17 protein-coding genes are annotated in these 24,079 nt (G+C 32.0%); 12 read left to right on the top strand and 5 right to left on the bottom strand.

Going from position 1 to position 24,079, the window contains the following annotated elements:
* Positions 1-147: 147 nt before the first annotated feature.
* The 7 genes from AC0L5U_RS01565 (at position 148) to AC0L5U_RS01595 (ending at position 12,268) form a co-directional block, all read left to right on the top strand.
* Positions 148-8,457 carry a T9SS type B sorting domain-containing protein gene (locus AC0L5U_RS01565; RefSeq protein WP_473414348.1) on the top strand — a complete coding sequence of 2,770 codons (8,310 nt, stop codon included), beginning with the start codon at positions 148-150 and terminating at the stop codon, positions 8,455-8,457.
* A gap of 38 nt (positions 8,458-8,495) precedes the next feature.
* Positions 8,496-9,473: a PorP/SprF family type IX secretion system membrane protein gene (locus tag AC0L5U_RS01570; RefSeq protein ID WP_473414350.1), complete on the top strand. Its 978-nt coding sequence runs from the start codon at positions 8,496-8,498 to the stop codon at positions 9,471-9,473.
* A gap of 74 nt (positions 9,474-9,547) precedes the next feature.
* Complete coding sequence (locus AC0L5U_RS01575) at positions 9,548-9,826, top strand: EF-hand domain-containing protein (protein WP_473414354.1); 279 nt, start codon at positions 9,548-9,550, stop codon at positions 9,824-9,826.
* Positions 9,827-9,834: 8 nt separating this feature from the next.
* Complete coding sequence (locus AC0L5U_RS01580) at positions 9,835-10,257, top strand: secondary thiamine-phosphate synthase enzyme YjbQ (protein WP_473414358.1); 423 nt, start codon at positions 9,835-9,837, stop codon at positions 10,255-10,257.
* A 176-nt stretch (positions 10,258-10,433) separates the two neighbouring features.
* Positions 10,434-11,123, top strand: coding sequence for a Crp/Fnr family transcriptional regulator (locus tag AC0L5U_RS01585; protein WP_473414360.1), 690 nt, complete (start codon positions 10,434-10,436; stop codon positions 11,121-11,123).
* An 84-nt stretch (positions 11,124-11,207) separates the two neighbouring features.
* Positions 11,208-11,912: a Crp/Fnr family transcriptional regulator gene (locus AC0L5U_RS01590; RefSeq protein ID WP_473414362.1), complete on the top strand. Its 705-nt coding sequence runs from the start codon at positions 11,208-11,210 to the stop codon at positions 11,910-11,912.
* Positions 11,913-11,992: 80 nt separating this feature from the next.
* The gene (locus AC0L5U_RS01595) at positions 11,993-12,268 is read left to right on the top strand and encodes a heavy-metal-associated domain-containing protein (RefSeq protein WP_473414364.1); all 276 of its coding nucleotides are present in this window, start codon (positions 11,993-11,995) and stop codon (positions 12,266-12,268) included.
* A gap of 431 nt (positions 12,269-12,699) precedes the next feature.
* Here AC0L5U_RS01595 and AC0L5U_RS01600 read toward each other — a convergent pair whose 3' ends face one another.
* From AC0L5U_RS01600 to AC0L5U_RS01620, 5 genes are read right to left on the bottom strand one after another with little or no spacing between them, the layout of a single operon-like run.
* Complete coding sequence (locus AC0L5U_RS01600; RefSeq protein WP_473414365.1) at positions 12,700-13,572, bottom strand: hypothetical protein; 873 nt, start codon at positions 13,570-13,572, stop codon at positions 12,700-12,702.
* Entirely contained in the window at positions 13,569-14,246 is a 678-nt protein-coding gene (locus tag AC0L5U_RS01605; protein ID WP_473414366.1) for a hypothetical protein, read from the bottom strand. The genes AC0L5U_RS01600 and AC0L5U_RS01605 overlap by 4 nt, the downstream gene beginning before the upstream one ends.
* Positions 14,243-16,015 (bottom strand): hypothetical protein, encoded by a 1,773-nt coding sequence (locus AC0L5U_RS01610; RefSeq protein WP_473414367.1) that lies wholly within the window; start codon positions 16,013-16,015, stop codon positions 14,243-14,245. The genes AC0L5U_RS01605 and AC0L5U_RS01610 overlap by 4 nt, the downstream gene beginning before the upstream one ends.
* Positions 16,002-16,898, bottom strand: a complete 897-nt coding sequence (locus tag AC0L5U_RS01615) for a hypothetical protein (RefSeq protein ID WP_473414368.1) — start codon at positions 16,896-16,898, stop codon at positions 16,002-16,004. The genes AC0L5U_RS01610 and AC0L5U_RS01615 overlap by 14 nt, the downstream gene beginning before the upstream one ends.
* Complete coding sequence (locus AC0L5U_RS01620) at positions 16,895-17,434, bottom strand: hypothetical protein (protein WP_473414369.1); 540 nt, start codon at positions 17,432-17,434, stop codon at positions 16,895-16,897. Before AC0L5U_RS01620 ends, AC0L5U_RS01615 begins: the two co-directional genes overlap by 4 nt.
* Before the next feature lie 375 nt (positions 17,435-17,809).
* Between AC0L5U_RS01620 and AC0L5U_RS01625 the strand changes: the two genes are divergently transcribed.
* The 5 genes from AC0L5U_RS01625 (at position 17,810) to AC0L5U_RS01645 (ending at position 24,033) form a co-directional block, all read left to right on the top strand.
* The gene (locus AC0L5U_RS01625) at positions 17,810-18,037 is read left to right on the top strand and encodes a hypothetical protein (protein ID WP_473414370.1); all 228 of its coding nucleotides are present in this window, start codon (positions 17,810-17,812) and stop codon (positions 18,035-18,037) included.
* A 772-nt stretch (positions 18,038-18,809) separates the two neighbouring features.
* Complete coding sequence (locus AC0L5U_RS01630) at positions 18,810-19,025, top strand: helix-turn-helix transcriptional regulator (RefSeq protein WP_473414371.1); 216 nt, start codon at positions 18,810-18,812, stop codon at positions 19,023-19,025.
* Between the two features lie 4 nt (positions 19,026-19,029).
* On the top strand, positions 19,030-20,292 hold the full coding sequence (locus AC0L5U_RS01635) for a type II toxin-antitoxin system HipA family toxin (protein WP_473414372.1): 1,263 nt from the start codon (positions 19,030-19,032) through the stop codon (positions 20,290-20,292).
* 10 nt (positions 20,293-20,302) lie between these two features.
* Positions 20,303-22,333: an nSTAND3 domain-containing NTPase gene (locus AC0L5U_RS01640; protein WP_473414373.1), complete on the top strand. Its 2,031-nt coding sequence runs from the start codon at positions 20,303-20,305 to the stop codon at positions 22,331-22,333.
* Positions 22,318-24,033 carry a hypothetical protein gene (locus AC0L5U_RS01645; RefSeq protein ID WP_473414374.1) on the top strand — a complete coding sequence of 572 codons (1,716 nt, stop codon included), beginning with the start codon at positions 22,318-22,320 and terminating at the stop codon, positions 24,031-24,033. The genes AC0L5U_RS01640 and AC0L5U_RS01645 overlap by 16 nt, the downstream gene beginning before the upstream one ends.
* The last annotated feature ends 46 nt before the right edge of the window (positions 24,034-24,079 follow it).

A 24,079-nucleotide genomic window follows, 5' to 3' on the forward strand; every position in this document is an offset into this window, starting at 1 on the left:
TTTTACGATATTTATGCCGTTTAAATACGTTATTAATAGGTGTAATATAAATTAGTAAATAAAAATCTTACAGTTAGTAATAACGTGGAAACAATAAATATTTCTTTTTATTCCCCAAATAAAACAGAAATACAAGAACAACCAACCATGAAAAAAACTACTTATGTAAAAGCAGCATTTATTGTTTTGTTACTTTTTGTGAGTACCCAAATGTTTGCGCAATTACCTGTTCCTTTTTCTCCAAGACTACCTGGCGGTAGTATCAAAGTAAAAGGAGACATCACTTTTATTGGTAATGGTATTGTTACTGCAAAAGATTTACCACTTCCATACAACGGAACTGAAATAAATAATAACAACGAAGGTGTTTATGTAAATGTTGAAAGTGGGGGAGATTCTTCAATATTCAGCTCTAGTAGTGCTAATTTAGAGACTAATAATTCATGTAAAAGAATACTATATGCAGGTTTATATTGGGCTTCAGTTTATCCACTTGAAGTTGCTAATAATAGATCAGTTCAATTTGAAGGAACACCAAGACTTGATGATTGGAATCAAATAAAATTTAAATTACCTACAGGTGGTTTCATAGACTTAGAGGCAGATAATAATGCTGATCCTCTTGGAGAAGAAGATGATATTATCTTTGATGGATATGAATATTATGGAACAGGAGTAGAAAACTCTTTTAAAGATTCTCCTATAATATGTTATAAGAATGTAACTAATTTGCTCCAAGGTTTAACTGAAGCAGATGGTAAATATACCGTTGCAAATCTTAGAGCTACAAGAGGTATAAGATTGGGTGGATGTTCAGCAGGCTGGACTATGGTTGTAATATATGAAAGCCCGTTGCTTCCAAGTAAGTTTATTTCAGTTTTTGATGGTTATGCAGGTGTTCAAAATACAACAGAACTTGATATTCCAGTATCAGGATTCCAAACATTACCAGCACCATTGCCAGTAAATGCAAACATTGGTGTTTCTGCCTTAGAGGGAGATATTGGTATTAGAGGTGATTCATTTCAATTTAAAGCGAGTACATCACCTACTTACACTATTTTAAGTGATGCTATAAACGAGCCTAATAACTTCTTTAATTCTACAATAACTAAAGATGGGGTGCATCAAATTAATAGAAACCCAGCCAGTTTAAATACACTAGGTTTAGATGTTAACAATGTTAAAATACCAAACCCACTTAATTCGGTGTTGCCTAATAGTGCGACAGCTGGAGATTTAAAGTTAACTACAAACGGTGATGGATATGGTGTATTTTTAACCTCCTTTTCTGTTGAAATTATTGAGCCTAAAATAACACTCACTAAAGTAGTTGAAGACGTATTAGGAAATGATATTAGTAATCAATTAGTTGATTTAGGTGATGAATTAAATTACATTATTGGTTTTCAAAATACAGGAAATGATGATGCAACAAATTTAATTATTAGAGATGTACTCCCAATAAATGTTGTGTTTAATTACCCAGCAGATATGGGGTTATTGCCACCAGGCGTATCGGTTCAAAGTTATAATGCTGCTACTAGAGAAATAGTGTTTAGTGTTGATAATTCTGTTGTTGAAGAAAATGATCCTTTACAAGAAATTCGTTTTAAAGTTACAGTTGTGTCATCATGTAGTTTGTTAAGTGATGCGTGTTCTAATATTATTAGTAATCAGGCTTTTGTAACTTATAATGGTACAATTAATTCAACATTTGTAATTTCTGATGACCCAAGTTTTAGTACTAATACAGGGTGTTTATTAACACCAGCAGCAACTAATTTCTTGGCAGATTTAAACTGTACATTTGAAGAGCAAGTAGTACTTTGTGGTGCAAGTACAACCTTAAATGCAGCTAATGGCTACGATTCTTATTCTTGGTCTACTAGTCCATCAGGAACACCAGTAATTGGTACAACTCAGTCTATAACGGTAACTGATACAGGTAGATATTATGTTAGAAATACTGCAATAGCACCTTGTCAATCTATCAATCAAGAATTTGAAGTGATAACTTTTGGAGAAGGTGTTACAAACCCAGTAATTCCTTTTGCTGATGAGGTAGTGACCTGTCCCAATGATGGTAAGTTATTACCAAATTTTTATCTATGTGGTACTAATGATTCTAGGTTTATTCAAACAGGAATAACGGATACTACTTCAATGATTTGGGAAAGATTAGACGAATCTAGCTGTACAGCCGTATTAAATCAAGATTGTGCAAACGAAGATGCTGCTTGTACATGGAATCAAGTACAAACAGGACCAGATTATCTAATAGATACACTAGGGCAATACCGATTAACTTTAAATTATGAAGGCGGTTGTTTTAATCAGTTTTATTTCAATGTTTACACAAATTTATTAGTACCAACTGTTACATCGAGAGATATTTATTGTACAACACCAGGAGAAATAGTTGTTGGTGGCGTACCAAGTGGTTACGAGTATAGTATTGATGGTACAAATTACCAACCAAGTAACACGTTTTCTATAAATACTGCAGCTATTTATAGTGTTTATGTGAGGCAAATAGGAGTAACTCCTAACCCATGTATTTTCTCCGTACCAGATGTACAAATAAGAGCAACAGATTTTACAGTATCAACCATTATAACCCAACCATTTTGTTATGGTGGATTAGGAAGTGTATACGTTGCAGCAAATGATGCGCGACCACAATATTTCTTTTCAATTTATGATGGAGCAACTTTGGTAAACAGCGTTGGTCCAATTACAGAAGATAATTATGTATTTGAAAATCTAAATCAAGGTACTTATACCATAAATGTTTCTACAGAAGATGGTTGTGTATACTCAGGAGATATAGATATTGTAGAACCACCATTATTAGAAGTAACAGCAGCACTTACTACACCATTAACTTGTACTGATGGAGAAATTACGGTTTACCCAGTTGGAGGCACACCGCCATATTATTACTTTGTAAATAGTTCAACTGTTTTTCAAACTACCCCTGAAATTAGTGTTACTACTTCAGGAGTTTATGATATTACTGTTGTAGATTCAAATAACTGTTCAGCAGAAACTTCAATTACAGTTGATGCTATTGCTGCTCCAGATTTTACAATTTCTCAAACAGATATTTTATGTTCAGATGCAGCAAATAGTGGCGCAATAAATATTAATGTTTCAAACCCTAATGGAAATACGTTGCGCTACAGTATTGATAATGGTATGACTTATGTTAATTCGCCAAATTTTACTGGTTTAGCAGCAGGAGATTATGAGGTTGTTGTGGAATCTACAGTAGGAGGAGATGTATGTACAACAGCAGTACAAACCATAACAATTACAGCTCTTACAGCAGTAAACGGAACAGTTACTTTAACTACTCCATATACATGTACTACTAATGGAATAATTACAGTTTCAGGAGTTACGGGAGGTCAGGCACCATATCAATATAGTGTTGATGGTGTAAACTTTCAACTTGGAAATACATTTACAGGATTAACAGATGGAACTTATACAGTTACAGTTAGAGATGCAAATGTGTGTACGTTTGTTGCTGCTCCAATAACTGTTGCAACTTTAACCCCTCCATCAGATTTAGATTTTATTAGTACAGCAATAAGTTGTCCATCAAATACAGCCGATGTTACATTAACTGCAACAGGTGGTTTAAGTCCTTTAGAATATCAAATCACAGCACCTTCTGGTTCTGTAACAGCATATCAACCATCAAATATATTTACTGGATTAGCACCAGGAACTTATACATTCCAAGTACGAGATGCTAACGATTGTATTTATGCTGAAACATATACCATTAACCCATTGCCTCCTTTTACGGTAAGTACAATAATTACTAAAACTTTAGATTGTACAGCTTCTCCTGACGGAACAATTACAGGAACAATTACTGGAGGTACAGCACCATTTAGTTATGCTGTATCTGTAAATAGTGGAGCTTATACTTCTGTTGGCTCTACTGGAACAACATTTATATACAATGTTCCAACTAACGGGACTTACCAATTCCAAATAACAGATGCAAATAATTGTACTGTAGAATCTGGAGTTCAAACCATCAATGCAATTTCATTACCAGAAATTACATCAGTAATTCAAACTCAAAACAATTTATGTAATGGAGATATAAATGCTGCTATCGATATTACAATTAATACCAGCGTTGGAACACCTCCTTTTGTTATCAATGTGAATAATGATACTTCAGGTACTGATTTTGGTACACAAACATCAGGTTTACCAGCAGGTAATTATACAATTACATTAACCGATGCCAATTCGTGTGTAGATACTGAGCCTATAACAATTATAGATCCAGATCCAATTGCATTCGATTTATCAAAAATAGACATTACCTGTAATAATCCAGGAGGATCAAGTTTGGGTTCTATTACGGTTGAAAATGTTTCAGGCGGAACAGCACCATTTACATATTTTATTTCGAATAATTTTGGAGATGTAATTCCAGGGAATCCTTATTCAGCAACTTCAAATGAAAATCATACATTTAATATTATCAATTTTGGAACGTATACAATTAATGTAGTTGATGACAATGGATGTAGTCTTTCAGAGCAAATTGTAATTGCTTCGCCACCATCAGATTTATTGATAAATGTGAATACTACGGTTCCAGATTGTACTTCGGGAGGAACAGCGATAGTTCAAGCGGTTTCAGCTGTTGGTAGTGGGAATTATGAATTCGGTATTCTTGAGTTTAATACTTCGCCTTATACTTCAACATTTTTACCGTCAGATATTGGATTTCCAGATAGAAGAACGTTTACAAATTTAACACCAGGCGTTATTTATACTTTTGTTGTTCATGATATTTCAACAGATTGTTATTTCGTAAAATCTGCTGATGTTGCAATAGACCCAGCCTCACCATTAACATCTACAGTTGTACCTAATAATGTAATTTGTCAAGGTGGAGATAATGGTAGTGTTACGTTTACTATCGATAATTTTGATAGTACTACTAATTCGGTAGACTATACTATATACAGAGCATTTACAAATGTTTTAATAGATGGGCCAACCAACTTACCAGTTACTTTCGGCACTCCAGAAACAGTAATTACACCTACGCCAGGAACCTTATCTGTAGGACAATATTATATTGTTTTTACTGAAAATGGAACTGGTTCATTTAATGGTTGTGAATCTGCATCTGCTATTTTTGAAATTACAGAATCTGCAATAGATTTAAGTATCACGGCAACAGTAAGTCAAAATGCGAATTGTAATCCAAATTCAGGACTAATTAGTGCTATAGCCAGAGATGGAACGCCACCATATTCGTATCAAATTACAACATCAGCAACTGCACCATTAGCAACAGATCCAGCTTGGGCTGCGGCAAATACATTTAATAGAGATGCAAATACCTATTATGTGCATGTTAAAGATGCTTACAATTGTATTAAAACTACACCAGCTATAGTTTTACCATCAGATCCAGAACCTGTAATTTCAGCAACTGTAAATAATCAATGTACTGTAACAGAAGGTAATTTTCAAATTGATGTTTTTTTAACAACTGCCGGAATTGCACCTTATAGTTATAGTATTGATGGAGGTGCATTTCAAACCAGAACAGCTCCATTTTCAATTTCAAATTTATCATCAGGAACGCATACTGTAGAAATACAAGATGCAAATGGTTGTGGAAATATAGAGACAATCGATATTGCTGCTCCAGTAGATATAACACCTTCTATTACTGCATTACCAACGTGTAATAATGATGATGGAGAAATTACAATAACTGGAATGGGAGGTACAGGAGTTTATTCATACACCATAAGTCCAAATCCAGCAAGTGTAACTCTTAGCGGAACAATATTTTCAGGAGTACCTTCAGGAACATATACAGTTACTATTACAGACGCAAATACATGTTCTGTAGATGTTGAAGTAGTTTTACCAGAGGCAATTGCGCCAATTGTAACAACTACACCTTCAGCAATAACTTGTTTTGGAGATAATACTGGATCATTCGAAATTAATGTAAGTGGTTATTCAGGTGCTTATACTTATGAAGTTTTTGATAGTGCATTGGTTTCTGTAACAGGTATTGTGAATGCCAATACATCAACAAATCCAGAAGTAGTCTCAGGAATGCAATCTGGAACATATTCAGTAGTAATCACAGAAACTGCGAGTCCGTTTTGTTCTGCAACTTCTAACGTTACTATTCCTTCTCCTTTAGATCCATTAACAGTAGTTGTAACTGAAACATCAAACGTAACTTGTGATAACGATAAAGGTACAATTACAGCTGTTGCAAGCGGTGGTTGGGGTACTTATGAATATGAATTAACAGGAACAGCAACCGTTGCTTTTTCGTTAAACGGAACTTTCACAGATTTAGTTGCAGGTAATTACACGGTAAATGTTCGAGATGCAGGCGGATGTATTGCATCAGATAATGTTACGCTTACAATTCCAAATCCTATTGATGCCACAATTTCAGCGAGTACAAATTTATTGTCTTGTTTTGGAGATAACAATGCTTCAATAACTATTACAAATACTATTGGCGGACAAGGTTCGAATTATACATACACGCTTAATCAAGTGTTGCCAACGGTAACTTCTTCGGGACCACAAACTGCAACAGTTTTTGATAATCTTGGAGCTGGAACATATAACGTAACTATTACTGATGGTTATAATTGTGAGTTCAATTCCGTAGATATTATTATTAATGAACCTACAGAAGTAGAGGCTAGTTTAGTAAAAGCAACATCACAAACTTGTTTAACAGAAGCAACATTAACTTTGAGTGCAACTGGAGGTAATGGACCTTACAGTTATAGTACAGATAGTAGTTTTACAACAGTAATTGGCACATTTGCAACATTGGTAACTTTTCCAGTATCTGCAGGAGATTATCAATATTATGTGAGAGACACTAACGGATGTATTACAAATGTTTCTAACCAAATTACTATTGATGTTTTACCAGTATTAACTATTAATATTGATGCTACAAATGCTAAAATTAATTGTGCAGGAGATAATTCAGGAGTAATTGTTGCAATTGCTGAAGGTGGATTGGGGAGTTATGTATACACACTTCAAGATACCTCTGGAAATGCTATTCCAGCAACTCAAGACAGTCCAGGTGTGTTTACTGAGCTTGTATCAGGAGATTATCAAGTAAGAGTAGAAAGTGGAGATTGTTTATCTACATCCACAACAATTCCAATTACCGAACCATCATTACAACTTCAAGTTACTTTTGATACTACTAATGTAACATGTACAGGAGAAAATAATGGTTCCATAGAAATTATAGCTACTGGTGGAACAGGTATTATTAAATATGCTATTTCTCCACAGTTGGATCAGTTTTTTGAAACATCAATTTTTGAAGATTTAGCTCCAGGAACATATCAGGCGGTTGTTCAAGATGAATTAGGATGTTTTGAAATTTTAGATTTTAGTATAGACGAACCTGCACCGGTATTTTTAACTGTAGTACCAAATTCTATATTACCAGAATTATGTGGAGGCGATTTAAACGGTTCGTTTAGTGTGGAAATTTCTGGTGGCGCTTTACCATATAGTGTTAGTTTGGATAATTATGATGGTCCTTATACCACAGGGAGCCTAACACAAACCATCTTTGATTTTACGGCATTAGCAGGAGGGAATCATGTGGTTCATATAAGGGACAGAGCTGAAGGTTGCGAAGCTGAATTTGAAATTGATTTTCCTGATTCAATTCTTATCGAGCCAGAATTGGTAATTGAGTATACTTGTGTTAATAATTCCTCAATAAATACCGTTACAGTAAATGTAGATGCAACTACTATAAACCCTTCAGATTTGGAATATTCATTTAATGGCGGGACATATCAACAAAATAATGTTTTTACTAATATTTATGCTGGATTAGATCATTTTATAGATGTAAGACATACAAACCGATGTGTTACGAGAACTGAGTTTTTCGATATTGAAGATTATCAACCTCTAGCTTTGGTATTAGAAGAAGGTGGCTTAAATGAAATAGTTGCTGTAACCACAGGTGGTACAGGGAATTATGAATTCACTTTAAATGGAGAGTCTTACGGAAGTACAAACAGTTTTATTATTTATAAAACAGGAACTTATACTGTAACTGTTACAGATAGTAACGGGTGTTTTGTGTCAGCCTCGATACCTATGGAATTTATTGATGTGTGTATTCCTAATTATTTTACACCCAACGGTGATGGAACTTTAGATTACTGGGGGCCTGGTTGTACAACGCAATATGAAGATTTAACCTTTGATATTTTCGATAGATACGGACGAAAAATAGCAACCTTAAATGTAAACGATAAATGGGATGGAAGGTATAAAGGAAAAGAATTACCAACAGGAGATTATTGGTATGTTGTAAAGCTAAATGATAGTAGAAACGATAAGGAATTTGTAGGTCATTTTACGCTGTATAGATAATGAAGATGATGGTACAGAGAAAATTAAAGAAAATTAAAATGCGAAAAATATTCACATATATTTTAATTCTAATTGTAGCAAATAGCTACGGTCAAGAATTGAATTTGCCTGTATTTACGCAATATTTAGCTGATAATAATTTTGTTGTATCTCCAACTTATGCAGGTATTGGAGATAATTTGAAGATAAGAGCAAATGGTTTAACACAATGGGTTGGTATTAAAGGTGCTCCAGAAAACATGTCATTTTACGGAGATGTAAGAATAGCAGATAGAACAGGAGTAGGGATTTCTTTCTATAAAGATAAAAATGGAAATACTATTCAATCTGGTTTAAAATTATCTTTTGCTCATCATATTATTTTAGATTATTATTCCAAACAATATTTATCATTCGGAATCTCTTACAACGTTAATAATTTTAGAATTGATATTAATAACTTCAATACTACTTATGAGAATCCTACAATAGATCCATTTGTAACAGATGATAGAAGAACAACCAACCACAATTTTGATGTTGGTGTATTATACCGATTCGGAGGTTATTTTTTAAGCGCTAATGTGAATAATTTATTGCCTAAAAAGTTTGACGATTTTATTAGAAAACGAGAACCTAATTTATTATTGAATTACCAAATCTATTCAGGGTATACTTTTAAAGGCCCAAAGAAAAGTGGTTTGGAATATGAACCTTCTGTGTTTTATCAAATGTTTAGTAGTGATAAGCGTTCTAGTACTGATTTGAATTTTAAATTCAGAAAATTTAATAGATATGGTGATTATTATTGGGGAGGTATTTCATACCGCTTCTTAAATGATCAGATTTTAAAACCATTAAATATAGGCCCTATGATTGGTTTTCAAAAGAATATATTCTATTTCGGGTATGCGTATCAAATCACAACAAATGAGTTAGCAGCTTATAATTCGGGAACACATGTAGTTACAATTGGCTTAAACTTTTTACAAGGTATTAGTAATTGTCCTTGTACACAAGATCCTGTTCATGATTAAAAGTAGATAGTTCGCCATAATTTAAATTCAATTCTTTTTCTTAAATTGAAGAATATAATTTAAAATATAATATTATGGCTTCTAAGAAAACAATCATAAAGAAAATTCAAATAGTACTCACTAATCATTTTGAATCTCCACAAGACGCTTTCAATTTTTTTGATAAAAATGGAGATGGTAAACTATCTAAAAAAGAAGTGGTAAAGCTTTTGAAAGAAGCTGAAATCAATGGTTTTATTAGAGGTTTGGTAGGCTCAAAACTAATTGAAGGTTATGACGAAGATGGAGATGGAAAAATAGATTGGAAAGAGTTTAAAAAAGCAGTTGCTGAAATGGCTAAGGATGTTGAATAGTATTTTTAGTGAAATTTTATCAAAAAGAAATACAATTAAAATCATACCCAAGAGGATTTCATTTAATCACAAATGAAGTGCTTAATGCTATTTCTGAAATAAAAGAAATAAATACAGGGCAGCTACAAATTTTTATAAAACACACATCAGCAAGTTTAACCATAAATGAAAACGCAGACTATACTGTAAGAACTGATTTTGAAAGTCATTTCAATAAAATGGTTCCTGAAAACTCACCTTATTATCAGCATACTTATGAAGGTTCTGATGATATGCCAGCACATATAAAATCATCTTTATTAGGAGCCTCATTACAAATTCCAATCACTAATGGGAAATTGAATTTGGGCACGTGGCAGGGTGTTTATTTATGTGAGCATAGAAATTATGGAGGTATTAGGAAATTGGTTATTACCATCTTTGGTGTATAATATGAAATAAATCTAAATAGCTGCAATATAATTTACTGACGTATAATTATTTTTTACTGTAGCATTCTTAATACATTTTCTCAAAAATATTGATGAATGTTTTGATTATAACCTGATAAATATCAGCATTTAAACTTATAATCAAAACTACTTTTGTCTCATAAAACCAAAAAGATATGTTACAACAAGACTTGGGTATCGGTAAGCAGTTTAACTTTCTAAAAAGTATGACGGCCAGAGAACAGCAGGTACTTAAAAAAAGTAGCTCCTCTTTAAAAATACAAAAAGGAGAAGTCATATTTTTTGAAGATGAATTATTACAAAAACTATTTTGTATTCGTGATGGAGCTTGTAAGTTTTCTTTAATAGACGATAAAGGTAAAGAGCATATTACCAAATTATTAGGGAATGGAGATTTAATGGGCAGACGCTCAATTATCACTAATAAAGGTGCTTTAGTTACTGCTACTGCTCTAAGGGATACAACACTTTGCTTGTTAGATAAAGAACCTGTTTTGCTATGTATGAAAGAAAACAATGCTTTTTGTCAGGATGTACTCAAAGGTTTTATTGTAGATATGGAGGATGAAACTGAAAAAATAGAATATTTCCAAAATCATAGTGCCATAAAAATAAGATTATCTGGGTTATTATTATACTTGAATGATAAATTTGGAGTAGATAAAGAAGGTTGGATTAGTGTGTCATTAAAACGAAGGGATATTGCCAATATTCTTGGAACAACTAGTGAATATGTTATTTCTTTATTATCTTCATTTAAGGAGAAAAAGTATTTAAAAATAAATCGAGAAAAAATTAAAATTATTTCTAATAATCAATTGAGAGCCATGTTAAAAGCTAATTAAGCACTAGAGCAACCTATAATTTTATAGGTTCTAATTTTTTTCATCTAGTATATTTGTTGTGTTTATAAAAACGAAACTGCTAGTATGGCTCAAGATGATAAAGCAAAACGTTGTGAAAATTGTATAGTTAGGCAGTTTAATAACCTACGTGCTTTGAATAGAGACGAACTCAAAGAAGTTTCTGAAGCCAAAATCACCAAAATAATTAAAAAAGGAGAAGCTCTATTTGAAGAGGGTGAAAGACTTAACGGTGTTTTCTGTATTCGTAAAGGAGTTTCAAAACTATCAAAATTAAGTTCTAATGGTAGAGATCAAATCTTGAAATTAGCTACCAAAGGAGAAATCATAGGTCAGCATTCAATAATAGCAGACGAGAAGGTTAATTTGAAAGCAACTGCCGTTAACGATATGGAGGTTTGTTTTATTCCTAAAGACAAGATTGTACAACCCTTAAAATTTAACCCTAAATTTACTATGGAGGTCTTAAAAACTATGATAACTGACCTTAAAGATTCTAATGATATTATTCTTAGTCTTTCACAAAAGAGTGTAAAACAGCGTATAGCTCAGGCATTACTGTATCTCAAAAATAATTATGGGGAAGATGAGGATGGGTATTTAAACCTTAGTTTGTCAAGAGAAGATTTAGCTAGTGTTGTTGGAACTGCAGTAGAATCTTGTATTCGTAACCTTTCAATTTTGAAGAAAAAAGGTTTGGTAAAGCTTTCTGGGAAAAAAATGGGAATAATTAATAGTACTGATGTAGAAAAGTTTATTGATGATTTATAGAAGTTTTCTAAAACCTGATAAAAGTCATTTTTTATTTTTATTTTACTTTATAGGTTTACAACTCATAAGTAAAATACTTAATGAGAACTACTGTAATTATAGAAAACTTACAATGTGAGGAATGTAAAAATTTCGTGTATTCGTTGCTTTACAAGGTAAACGGTATATCTAATTTTTGCGTAGATTTAGAGTCTAAGAGCTTAAGTTTTAATTATAAGAGTCATAATGTTATTGAAGGTTTACGTATCAGACTTGCTCAAATAGGCTACTCTATAACTAAAGATCCAAGTATTATTAATAATACTCTAAAGAGCAATAAAGTTTATTTAAAGGACAAAGAAGTTATTGCGAAATAAAAAAATAAAGACTAATAAAGACAAAACCCGCAACTTATGTTGCGGGTTTTTGTTTGCGGAGAAAGAGGCTCCGTAATCCTTTTATTTATCTTAGTGTTTTCAAGGTTTCCCGTTTTCCAAGTTGCCTTAGGGTAACTTATAGGGTAACTACTTTTTTAGTATCAAAATGTGTTAATGTAAATAAACGAAAAGAATTTTAAAATATAAAACATTCATGTTAGTTTTGGGTAAAATCTTTTATTGGAATTCTCATTATAGGACTAGAATCACCATCAAAGTAATTCAATTTTAGAAATATTGCTTTACTAGAATAAGGAAACATTTCTTCCCATATTATATAAGTTTCATTAACATAATTTTTTTTTATGGACGAAATATATGACTCCTTGACGTTTTTCTTAACCAAGAATATGTCCTGTAGATTATTTTTATCAGAGCCTGATTTTATGTTTTTTACAGCTTTCCGAGTGCTTTTTACTGGTGTTATTTTCTTTACATTTACAAACAATTGAAGGGAACTTGTCGTGGTCTACAAAAGACAATTTTTTTGAGTAAATAATACGATCCCAGGCTTTTTGTCGGTTATAGTTTATATTCTTTTCCTGTCTATCCGTTATTGAAGCATCAATTTCTGGTCTTTTGCCAATTTTATAACATTCAAAAGCACTAGAATTAATAGACTTTATTAGTTCTAGTTTTGCATTTTCTTTTTCAAATAAGTCCCAATTTTTAAAGTTATACTCAAAAGGCCCTAAAACTCTATTACCTGATAAAATGAATTTAAGGTATAATTTTTCCGAAGTAGTATTAGAGGGAATTTCAAAGATTGAGTATAATCCTGTTTTATTAATAACGGGCGGTAGTTCAACATAATCAATCCCGTTGAAAGAATATAGCACAAATTTAGAAGATGCAGGGCTTGCTGGAATAATGGGTGAATTATGTGGACCAACGAAAACCGATGGGTCTATTCCATTTTTACGTTTTACAGGTTTCATTTCATAACCAACTCCCTCATTAACAGTTTGACTGTTTACATTTACAACTTCATAGATTTTGCTTTTGCTTAGGTCTGTAAACTCATATTGATAATACATCTTTTTTGACCCTATACGTTTGGGAATATAAATGGAGTTTTTATTATTGTAATAATCTTTTACTAAAGAATTCAAATCAATTGTTCCCGATAGATTGTTTCGATCTTCTCCATAATAAAGTTTATTGAACTTAGCAAGGTCGGTAGTCAATAAATCATTGAAAGTTGTAATTAACTTGGCACTAAATGTACAGCTGTTCTTTATCAACGCCTGCAGCCAAAGCTCCTATATGCTTTTTCAAGGTCATCAAGCAATTTTAAGGCATCCTTTTCTTTTTTAGACGAAGTATCAAAAAATGAATCCGTCATTTCTTTTAATGAACCAATCTTTATAACATCACCTAATTTACCATCTTCATCTATATTGGTCAGCATTCCTGCGATTACGTCATTCAACTTTAAAATACCACCTAGCATCATGGAAGTTAGTGTTATATTGCCCTTGGGCGAAACTGTAATATACTTTTCTCCTACATTTTTTATTAAAACAGGGTGGTTTACTATACTTTGATCTTTTTTTATAATAGCTAATGTACCTTTAAAAGTATAACCGTTTGTATAATCAATAATTTCCTCATTGATCCAATCTAAAGTTTCCATATTGAAATTATTAGTGGTCGCTTTTAGAATTACCAATTCACTATTGTAGTAGTCATTAACTCTCATTGCTTTAGTTTGCGATTTACCAATCAAAGTAACTAAGGCTTCTTTGTCAAAATCAGCAAAAATACTTTTAGGCGCGATAATAAAATTTTGATTTTTAGCATTTCTTGCAATACCCAGCCCAAAATTTGTGGCTTCCACTATAACACTATTTTGAGAAAAAGAAATAATGTTTGAGAATGTTAAAATAAAAGCGAATATTAATAATTTTATTTTCATTTAATATCTTGAACTGCAATTTTATATATAGGACTTAAAGACCTATCAAAGAAAATGAATTGAATATAAGTATATGTTGTAGACTCTGGGTATACTTCTTGCCATTTAAAAGTTTTTCGTCTACTGTCATCCCTTACCCTAATTAAACTCACTATTTCTAGTTTATTACGATTGGTTCCAGATTTTATGGAGCTTACAGCTTTCCAATCGGAAGTTGAAAGCACAATAGCATTATAAGGATTTTTAGCTTCATCAGGTTGAGCTGAACAGCACGCCACAATAGGAAATTCTTGATTATCTTCAAACGATAAGTTTAGCATGTCTAGTCGAGTTTTCCAGAGCTGGATTTTTTGATCATTCATTATTACCTTCATTCGGTCTGATGGAGTCTTAGGGTTTAAGTTTAATTTTGCAGGTTTTGGGTTTACTCTGTGGCAATCTATTAGTCTGTGATTCATTGACATTAATATTTTTTGTTTACTCATGTCCATTCTATAATGTTGCCAATTTTTGAACTGATATTCAAAAGGCCCAATCATTTGACCATCATAAAGCGTAAACCTTAGATATAAATTTTTTGCAGTTTCAGGGGCTTTTATTGTATGCAAAGGATAAGCCCCCTCTCTCTTTGGTTTATCAATAAAGAATCCTTTTTTATCAAATGCATACTCCAAGGTTACTGTACCAAAAGGAACAATAGGAGTAAAAGTAAAGTTGGGAGCTACAAGAACTCTAAAATCATTATCCTTTTGAACTTTAAGTGGAGTCATTATATACCCTTCACCAAAACCAAATGTACCGTTTAGATTGTTTATTGTCCGCGCTTCTATAGAAACTGCTTTACTTCTTTCTCCATTGCCATACTCGCCTTGAACATATAACTTATTTGCTCCAACTCTACGGTAGAAGAATAGTTGATTTTTGGCAGGGAAAGTAGAAGATCGTATTTTTTCAAGGTCAATGGTCTGATAAAAATCATCCTCGTTTTCTCCTACATATAATTTATTTAAACTAAGTTTTCTTAACTTGGAATCAGTTAACAAAGTTTCTTGCGAAAATGTACAACCTCTAGAAAGAGGTATGCACATAATAGTTCTCTCAATATAATTTTCAAAAATCTTATTTTTCTCTGCTGTTGTTAAAGTTTCCACACTAAAATCTGCATTGAAAAAGGCATAAGTAACCCCCATAATTGCTTCTTTTTTCAAAACTTTTCCTTGACCATTTTCCGCATTTACACTTTGTAGCATACCTACTACTTTACCTGCATAGCGCAATGTTGCTCCGCTTAAGCCTTTATACAAACTTTCTTCACCTTGCTTAGGCATTATATATATATATTCCGTGCCGGACTTCACAATATTTACCTGTAACGCACTAACACTTCCGTCTCTTTCACAATAGGTCAAAACCCCTTCTGAATTATCAGGAATTGAAACATTTAATCTTTCCCATCCGCTTGATGAAAGTCTACCTTCGTCAATTCTTAAAATTGCTAAATCATAATCTTCATATTGTCTAACTATTTTGGCACTTAAAGAGGAAGAACTTATAGACCTCATTCCTGTAACGGATATTAAATCCTTTGTAGTCAAATTATTAACGACATGGTATGGGCAAATAATGAACGTTTCTTTGTTTTTAGTCCATACTAAACCTTTTCCAATTTTGGAGCTTGTCTTAAGGTAAACAGGTCTTTGAGCATTTATAATGCTTATTGAAAAGAAAAGTAGAATTAAAAAAAGCTTGTTCGATTCATTTCTTTTCATTTTTGTAATAATCAAGTAATTCTAAACAAAAGCTTAAAATTGAAATGATAGCAATTAAACCAGTAAAAATTAATGATGTTCCTCTAAAAAAGTCATCGTAAAGAAATTTGTCCAATAAGGACGACTTTACAGGATAACTACTACCACCAGGTCTAATTATTTTAGCACCATCACCTGATAAGCGGTTAACAAAGGTTAAAGCAGGTTTCTCATCGACTGAAATAAAGCCATAGTTAGGACTATTCAATTTTTCAACTATAAATTGGTCACCCGTATTAAGGGTTATCTCACCCGCTTGATAAATATTATTACCATCCATAGATCGGTTTAGAAGACTAACTTTACCTGATTTTAATATAGGAACAGATGTATACGTTTCAAAGCCAACAGGTCTACTTGAATTTATTTGCGAATTTAGACCTATAATTGGTAGAATAATTGTCTCACCTCTGCTACACCGTTGGGCGATGTCTCTAATATAAATTTCTAATCTTTTTGGAGCTTTTCTAATAAATTCATCATTGTAACCAATATAATCACCTGCACTTCCTTCTTCCTTTATCAATTTAATATATAGAGACCCATTTGAAATTCTTTCTACCGACACATCTACTAATGACCCTATAGAGATGGAGCCAGTATAAGTGATAGTGTCTTTATAATTTTCTATAATCAAGGCATCATTGAAACTCCATCTTGAATCCATTTTTTCTGTAAAGAACTCTATCGACTCTGTTTGAGCAGTGATGTTGTATGTTGTTGGTAAAGATGAATTTGAAATTTGAAACGCTAAAATTATTAAAGTAATTAAAGCAATCGCTATTGTGAAAATAGATATAAAAACAACCTTGAACTTATTAATATATTGAAAAATTGTTTTCATTTTTTTATGGTAAGTTCAATATCATTAATTGAATTTCTGTTTCTTTCTCTCACGAATAGTTCAATATTTGGATCAATATATTTAACAGGAATTTTACAGTATTGATTATAGGATACTTTTAAATGGTTTTTAGAGTTTATTTTTTTAAAATCTTTATCAAATACAATATCATTTTCTTTAATAGCTATTATACTAGATTGATCTCTAGAATTAATATAGACTATGAAAAACTCACTAGATACGTCTTTATCCCATGTTGTTAGGACAAATAGATTCGGTGATTCTTCACATTCAGATCCGATACTTGCTAGAATTGTTATTTCTTCTGGCGAATATTTTTTTAGTTTAGATTTATGTTTTGTTGGAAAATGAAGTTTAACCAAACCTGATTTTTCTTCACTTATATCATAATTTAATTTTGCAGAATACCTGCCATCTAAAGAAACAATTGATAAGCATAAAAAATTATAATCTGTTTTGGGAATTAATACCGTTAAATAGTCAGGGTTTATAGATTTTAATTCAGTGTAAGACAAAATGCCAACTCTCTTTTCTCCATTAATAGGCCTATTGTTTACCCATTCTTCTTTAAGGTCTATAGGTTCCAGAGGATTTAATATTTGTTGTGAAAAAACAGCACTTTCGGAACAAATGATTAAAATAATTGCGAAAAAAAAGGTTTTTTTGCTTTCATAAAATATTCATGTTTACCCAAATATAATTTTTTTAAGGAATTGATTTGTAATTGTGTAAGAAAAAGTAGAGAGTTTTAGGTAATGTTGAGAAAAATATATCAATAACCGAATTATAATGCAATAAACCTATTAGATAAATACGGGATAATATCTATAGGTCATATCATTTTAGGTCAACTTCATGATAGCGCTGCTTCCATTGAAAAACCAATTGAAATGACAGTTAAGTCAAAACTAAATTTTGTACAATTTTATTGTGCGGTTCCTTATCCAGGTACTAAACTGAACGAAATATCTTCAACGTTAGGATTGATTAAAGTAAAAGATTTAAGTAAAGCAGAAACATTAAAACAGGATAAGGTAGAAAGCATCATAAATGATTTTCTTTTCACGGGAAGAATGGCAACAGAAGCATTAGAAAAGCAACCAAGTGTTCTGCAATGAGAATCTATAAGCATCAGAATAACCGAAAAAATGAAAGACTTTGTAAAGACTTTTATTAATGAGGTAGATTAGTCTTAATTTCGAGAGAACTGTCAACGATATTGTCAACTAAAAAAATAAAGCCTTGTAATCAATTGATTACAAGGCTTTTTGCGGAGAAAGAGGAACTATCCAAATTCTCAATTTTACAGTATTTACAGGGCTTAAAATGACCTTCAAAATTTAGTGACACCGAATTCGCCCCTTTTTAACAAAAGTTTGTGAATTTTCTTCGAATACAGGACTATTTGTGGCCATTTGAGTATAATCAATATTATAAGTTGCAAATGTATGTCTATGGAATGGGAAAATTTCGACATATACTTATAATGTGTCGAAATTATCGACACACATTTTTTAGTACATCGACTGTATTTCCAATTCAGAGAACAATACCTTAAAGAAATGAAACAATCCGTGATGTTTAAGAAATATGGGGAATTTTATTTTGTTTATCGTATTATGAATCGCTGAACCAAATAAGAATGGTTTGCAAAACTTAGTATAGTAAACTTTCGAGTAAAGTAGCAATATTTAATGCTTTTCTCGAAAGTTTACTAAAGTTGAATCCCTCTACTTTCATACGATAAAGCTCAGAATAGTAATACTATAAAACAATATATTTGGTATTATAATGGTAAATATAAATTTAAATACCTATATTTAACCATTATATTGGTATAATATGTTAGAGGTTACTACAATAAAAGATGTGAAAGTTAAGATTGGCGAGGTGTGTAAGGCACTTCGTAAATCAAATGAGCTCTCTAGAGACGAACTTGCGGAAGTGCTTGATGTCTCAAGCACCACTATTCAAAACATCGAGAATGGTAAAAATGCTACACTCGATAATGTTTTAAAAGTAGCAAATCATTTTGGATTATTGCAATCTATAGTCAACGAAATAGATAAAGTTAGTGTTAACCAAAATGACATTTCACTGTATTAAGTAAATGGCTAGAGATAAAATCATAGATATTATTGCATTTGGCCAAGAGATTGGCAAGTTAGGCTATGATATAGATCAGGGCAAGTCTTTTTTTCAATATAATCCTGAATTTTTGGAATCTGGCAAGTACTCAAAGCTCTTTCCATTTATTTTTAAACGTACCAAACCAGCGCAGGTATTTACGGAATACCAACAGGATACGTTTCAAGGTTTACCGCCTATGATAGCAGATTCATTACCAGATACCTTTGGTAATATCATTTTTCAAGAATGGTTAACAGCTAGAGGTATTCAGAAAGTAACCCCTTTGGAGCAGCTTGCTTACGTGGCTGACCGTGGTATGGGTACTTTGGAATACAAACCTGTTAAAGAACTACCAAATACCACATCTATAAATATCGATGACGTAATTGCTATTTTAGAGAAAGTTTTAAAATTAAAAGAGGATACGTCTGGTACTTCCCTTGATGAATTGTCTTTGCTTAATGTTTTTAAAATAGGAACTTCTGCAGGTGGCGCTAGACCAAAAATTTTAATATCTGAGCATAAAGAAACTGGTAAAATCATAGCTGGCGATAGAGAAACAAGCGCCGACTACAATCACTATCTAGTAAAGCTACACCTTGATTATAGCGATGGCTACAATAAAGAAAAAGTAGAATACGCCTATTATTTATTAGCGCAAGAAGCAGGTGTTGATATGATGCATTCTAAGCTGATAGAAAATAAGCACTTCGCCACACATAGATATGATAGACAACACGGAGAAAAACAGCACGTATTAACCGTAACAGGTTTAACAGGTTGGGATTTTAAAAGTCAACCAGAAAACTCGTCTTACGAAAATGTTTTTAAAGTAGCCTTAGGATTGGAAGTGCCTCATAAAGATTTACAGCAACTGTTTAAGCGCATGGTATTTAATATTGTATTTAGAAATGTAGACGACCACTTAAAGAACCACAGTTTTATCTATAACAAAGAAAAGAATAGTTGGAATTTAGCACCCGCATATGATTTGACGTATGCACTCAACCCACTATTTACATTTAAAACTACCTCACGAGCATTGTCTATTAATGGAAAGCGGACAGAGATTACTATAAAAGACTTGCTAACTATTGCGGAAGAATTTGTCATTAAAAATCCTAAAGGAATTATTGAGGATGTGCAGTCATTGATTCCAAGATGGATAGAGGTAGCTGGGGAATTAGAGATACCTGAAAATATAATCAAAGCAATCCAAAAAGAAATAAAGAGAATAGAATAGTGGCTAAAGAATGAATCAACTATCTACCATAAAAGAGAGGCTTAAAAATTTTAATGAGACTGAATTTCAAGAACTTTGTGATTGCTTTCTAAGTTTAAGGAATAGAGGATATAAAGCATATTCACGTACAGGAGCTCATGACGTAAAGCAGAAAACTACTAGAGGTACACCTGATTCTTTTATCCAAATGCCAAATGGACTTTATTTGTTTGTAGAATCTACTACAACTGAACACAAAGGAAAAAGACTATTAAATAAGCTCAAAAGTGATATTTCTGGTTGTTTAGATGTTGATAAAACGGAGATTCCAATCAATAAAATTCAAGAGATTATTCTATGCTATAACGCAAATCTTAAAGCTGTAGAGATTGAAGAGGTTAACAAAGAAGCTGTCGAAATTCAGGGGACAGTTCCAATGCATTACAGTCTTGATGTATTAGCAACTGAAATATTTTTGCATCATAAGAATATCGCACGCGATTATTTAGGGCTTCCACTCGATACTGGGCAAGTTGTTTCAATGAACAAGTTTGTTGAAGAATATGACAATGGAAAACAGAAACTAGCAACACCATTAGCTGGTGTATTTCTTCATAGAGATGAAGAACTTAAAGACATTAAATCTAAACTAGCAAATAACGATATTCTTATTATTTCTGGTCCAGCAGGTGTAGGTAAAACAAAGCTAGCTTTACAATCAATTAGCAAGTTCATTGAATCTCATTTAGACTATAATAGTTTCGCTATTTCACCTAAAGGGGCAGATTTAATTGGCGATTTAGGAGCCTATTTTGAAGGAGATGATAACAGCATTCTACTGGTTGATGATGTGAATAGAGTAGATAAATTTGAGCAAATTTTAGGTTTTTACAGAGGTTTAAATCATGGTAAACTTAAACTTGTTTTAACTGTTCGAGATTATGCTCTAGATAATGTCCGTGAATGGATGAGTGAATATAAAAATTCCATCGTGGAAATTTCTGGTTTTGATTATGAGGAGATTAAAGCCATTATAGAACAAGAGCCTTTTGAAATTCGGAATGGAAAATATCAACGTAAAATTTATGATATAGCAAAAGGTAATGCACGTTTAGCTGTGATGATGGCTATAATTGCAAGAGAAACAAATAAACTTGAATCACTTAATAACGTTGCAGATTTATTCGAACAATATTTTGAAACGTTCGTGAGTGATGAAGATGCGTTTAAGGATAAGCGCGTATTAAAAACATTAGGTATTATTTCCTTTTTTCATACGTTACCATATGATGATAATGAGTTACTAAATTCAGTTGCGAATTCTTTTTCAATTTCTAGTGATGAATTAAGAGAAGCATTTGATAGGTTGCACAGTTTGGATTTGGTTGAGCTGAATTATGAGCACGTTAGAATTTGCGAACAAAATCTCTCTACTTACTTTTTCTATAAAGTTTTCATTAAAGACAAATTATTATCGTTTGTATCGCTTTGGAATAATTATTTTGACCAACTAGAATACCGATTTAAGGATACCGTTTACCCAATGCATCAAAATTTTGGAAAAGAAGTTATAGTCAAAGAAATTAAGCCTACACTTACTTCTTATTGGTCAACTATTCAATCCGAAGAAGAAAAAGCATTTCGCTTTTATAATTTCGCTTGGGAATTTTTGCCTGATGATTGTATAATATATTTAGAAGCACGAATTAGCTCATTAGATACTGTAATAGCAGATGAATTAAAAACGAATTATGAAACTAATGATTTTACTAGTACAAATAAAAGAGAAAAACATTTAGACCTATTATCAAACTTTTTTAAAAATCCAATGTTTTTATTGGATGCACTCGAATTGTCATTTCAATTTGTCAAAAAGAAACAAAAACATCTATCACAGTTAATCTACCACATAGACCAAAATATTTATTTTATTGATGAGGATTACATCAATCACTTCGAAAGATATACAATTCTTGTAGATTACTTAATTGAAGAATCTGGACAAGGAAGATTAGAAGCGCTTTCTTTTTTGCTATCTCAAACAAATTGCTCAAGCGGCTGAGATGGAGCTATAAAAGCAAAAAGGAATCTAAAAAGGATGATTCCAATATTGCCTCGGTTAAACTATCTCGTGGGAAAATATTAGATGTACTTTGTAACCTCTACAGAGACTATCCAAATGAGGTGTTTGAGGTAATGCTAAATTTTTCAATAGCACACGAGAAAGACAGTAAATACACTTTTGCTTTCGATTTAGATTATTTAATTCCATGGATAGATTCTAATTTAAAAAACAAATCGTTTCGTCATTGCTATTATGTACGAGAAATGATACGTTCTTCAAGAAAAGTAAAACATAGTCATCCTGATTTTAATAGATTGAAATCAACTTTCAAACATCCAACGTATTCTTTGTTCGAGCTAGTAAACTGGGATAGACGCAGGGGTAAAGAAGATTACGATTTTGAAGATTACCGAGAATTTGATGAGCTAAAAAAGTCTGATATTGCTAAAAAATCAACTTTTAAAACAAAAAGAGGCGTCAACCAATTTATTTCACAGTATCGAGAAATTTTAGAGTGGAATCAGATTAATATATATTCTCAATTTAATGTCTGTGAAGCTATTATAAAGGCTAATCTGAAAAATAATAGTGAAATTGGGTTTGCAACTTTTATAGCATTTGTAAAACTTCAAGATGAGGGAAGGTTTGGTTCAGATGTATCCATATCTTATAATGCAATAGATAGCTTGACCGTTAATCCAGAATTAGCAGAACGATTTTGGAAAGCAATTAAAACGAGAAAACTACACGAAAGATGGAAGCTCGAGGTACTTACCAGTCTTCCTGAAGCATCGATTATAAAAAAGCATATCACTAGACTTTATAAGGTCTTAAACACGATTAAGGTAAACTTTGGAATTCAATTTCAGCGACTAAAAAAATATGAAAAACTTGATGATGAAGTCCTCATTAAAGTATTACAGATTATTGTAAGAAGAATTGATGAAGACAATATGAAAATTTGGTTACACGAAGAATTTTTTATTCAAGTAGTTGCTCTAGTTGCGGATACCGAATTACTAAAGAAAGCTTATATCCAACAAGATGAATTCGACCATCACTTTGATTACGATGGCAAGTGTTTGTTAGCAATACTTCAAAAAGATAATAAATTCTTGTTAGAATTTATAAAAGTAATTTTTGAAAAAGACATTCAAGAAAGAGCCAGAGACCACAAAGAACTGTCAATAGTTTGGAAACTAGCTAACTCAGAAGAAATATTAGATGAAGTAATTGAATTTATGGCTAATGATTTAAATTATTACTTTATCTCAGAACACTTTGCGAATGCTTTTTTCCAATCACTTACTAGTAATAGCGAAAGGGCAGATAAATATCTTTTAAGTTTAATTGCTAGGTATAGTGAACAAACACAAATGATTCGAATTGTATTCGATATTATTCATACTAATAGGAAGTCTTTATTTGAACAAGCATTTCGATTTTATGTCTTAAAGAATCAAGATTTGGAATGTTTTAAAAAACTCAAATGGACCGACAACCAAGTCGTATATCAAGGAAATGCTATTGTGGGTGCTATAAGGGCTGCCAAATGGGAAAAACTATTGACTTTGGTAGAAAACATGAAGTTGGGAATAAAAACAAGGGCTATTAGAAACCATATTAAACGTCGCAGAGATAATGAACTTGAATACGCTGAACATGAAAAGAGAAGGAAATTTTTAAATAATTTCTAGAAAATAAAATTGAACTATTAGGTTTTTGATGGCCTCGATACGATTT

The sequence above is a fragment of the Jejuia sp. G7-7 genome (assembly GCF_055808955.1).

Coding starts and splice junctions, on each gene's coding strand:
- AC0L5U_RS01590 (WP_473414362.1), top strand. CDS start 11,208: ATGGCTCAAGATGATAAAGCAAAACGTTGTGAAAATTGTATAGTTAGG.
- AC0L5U_RS01575 (WP_473414354.1), top strand. CDS start 9,548: ATGGCTTCTAAGAAAACAATCATAAAGAAAATTCAAATAGTACTCACT.
- AC0L5U_RS01605 (WP_473414366.1), bottom strand. CDS start 14,246: ATGAAAATAAAATTATTAATATTCGCTTTTATTTTAACATTCTCAAAC.
- AC0L5U_RS01640 (WP_473414373.1), top strand. CDS start 20,303: ATGAATCAACTATCTACCATAAAAGAGAGGCTTAAAAATTTTAATGAG.
- AC0L5U_RS01595 (WP_473414364.1), top strand. CDS start 11,993: ATGAGAACTACTGTAATTATAGAAAACTTACAATGTGAGGAATGTAAA.
- AC0L5U_RS01615 (WP_473414368.1), bottom strand. CDS start 16,898: ATGAAAACAATTTTTCAATATATTAATAAGTTCAAGGTTGTTTTTATA.
- AC0L5U_RS01610 (WP_473414367.1), bottom strand. CDS start 16,015: ATGAAAAGAAATGAATCGAACAAGCTTTTTTTAATTCTACTTTTCTTT.
- AC0L5U_RS01565 (WP_473414348.1), top strand. CDS start 148: ATGAAAAAAACTACTTATGTAAAAGCAGCATTTATTGTTTTGTTACTT.
- AC0L5U_RS01625 (WP_473414370.1), top strand. CDS start 17,810: ATGACAGTTAAGTCAAAACTAAATTTTGTACAATTTTATTGTGCGGTT.
- AC0L5U_RS01570 (WP_473414350.1), top strand. CDS start 8,496: ATGCGAAAAATATTCACATATATTTTAATTCTAATTGTAGCAAATAGC.
- AC0L5U_RS01635 (WP_473414372.1), top strand. CDS start 19,030: ATGGCTAGAGATAAAATCATAGATATTATTGCATTTGGCCAAGAGATT.
- AC0L5U_RS01585 (WP_473414360.1), top strand. CDS start 10,434: ATGTTACAACAAGACTTGGGTATCGGTAAGCAGTTTAACTTTCTAAAA.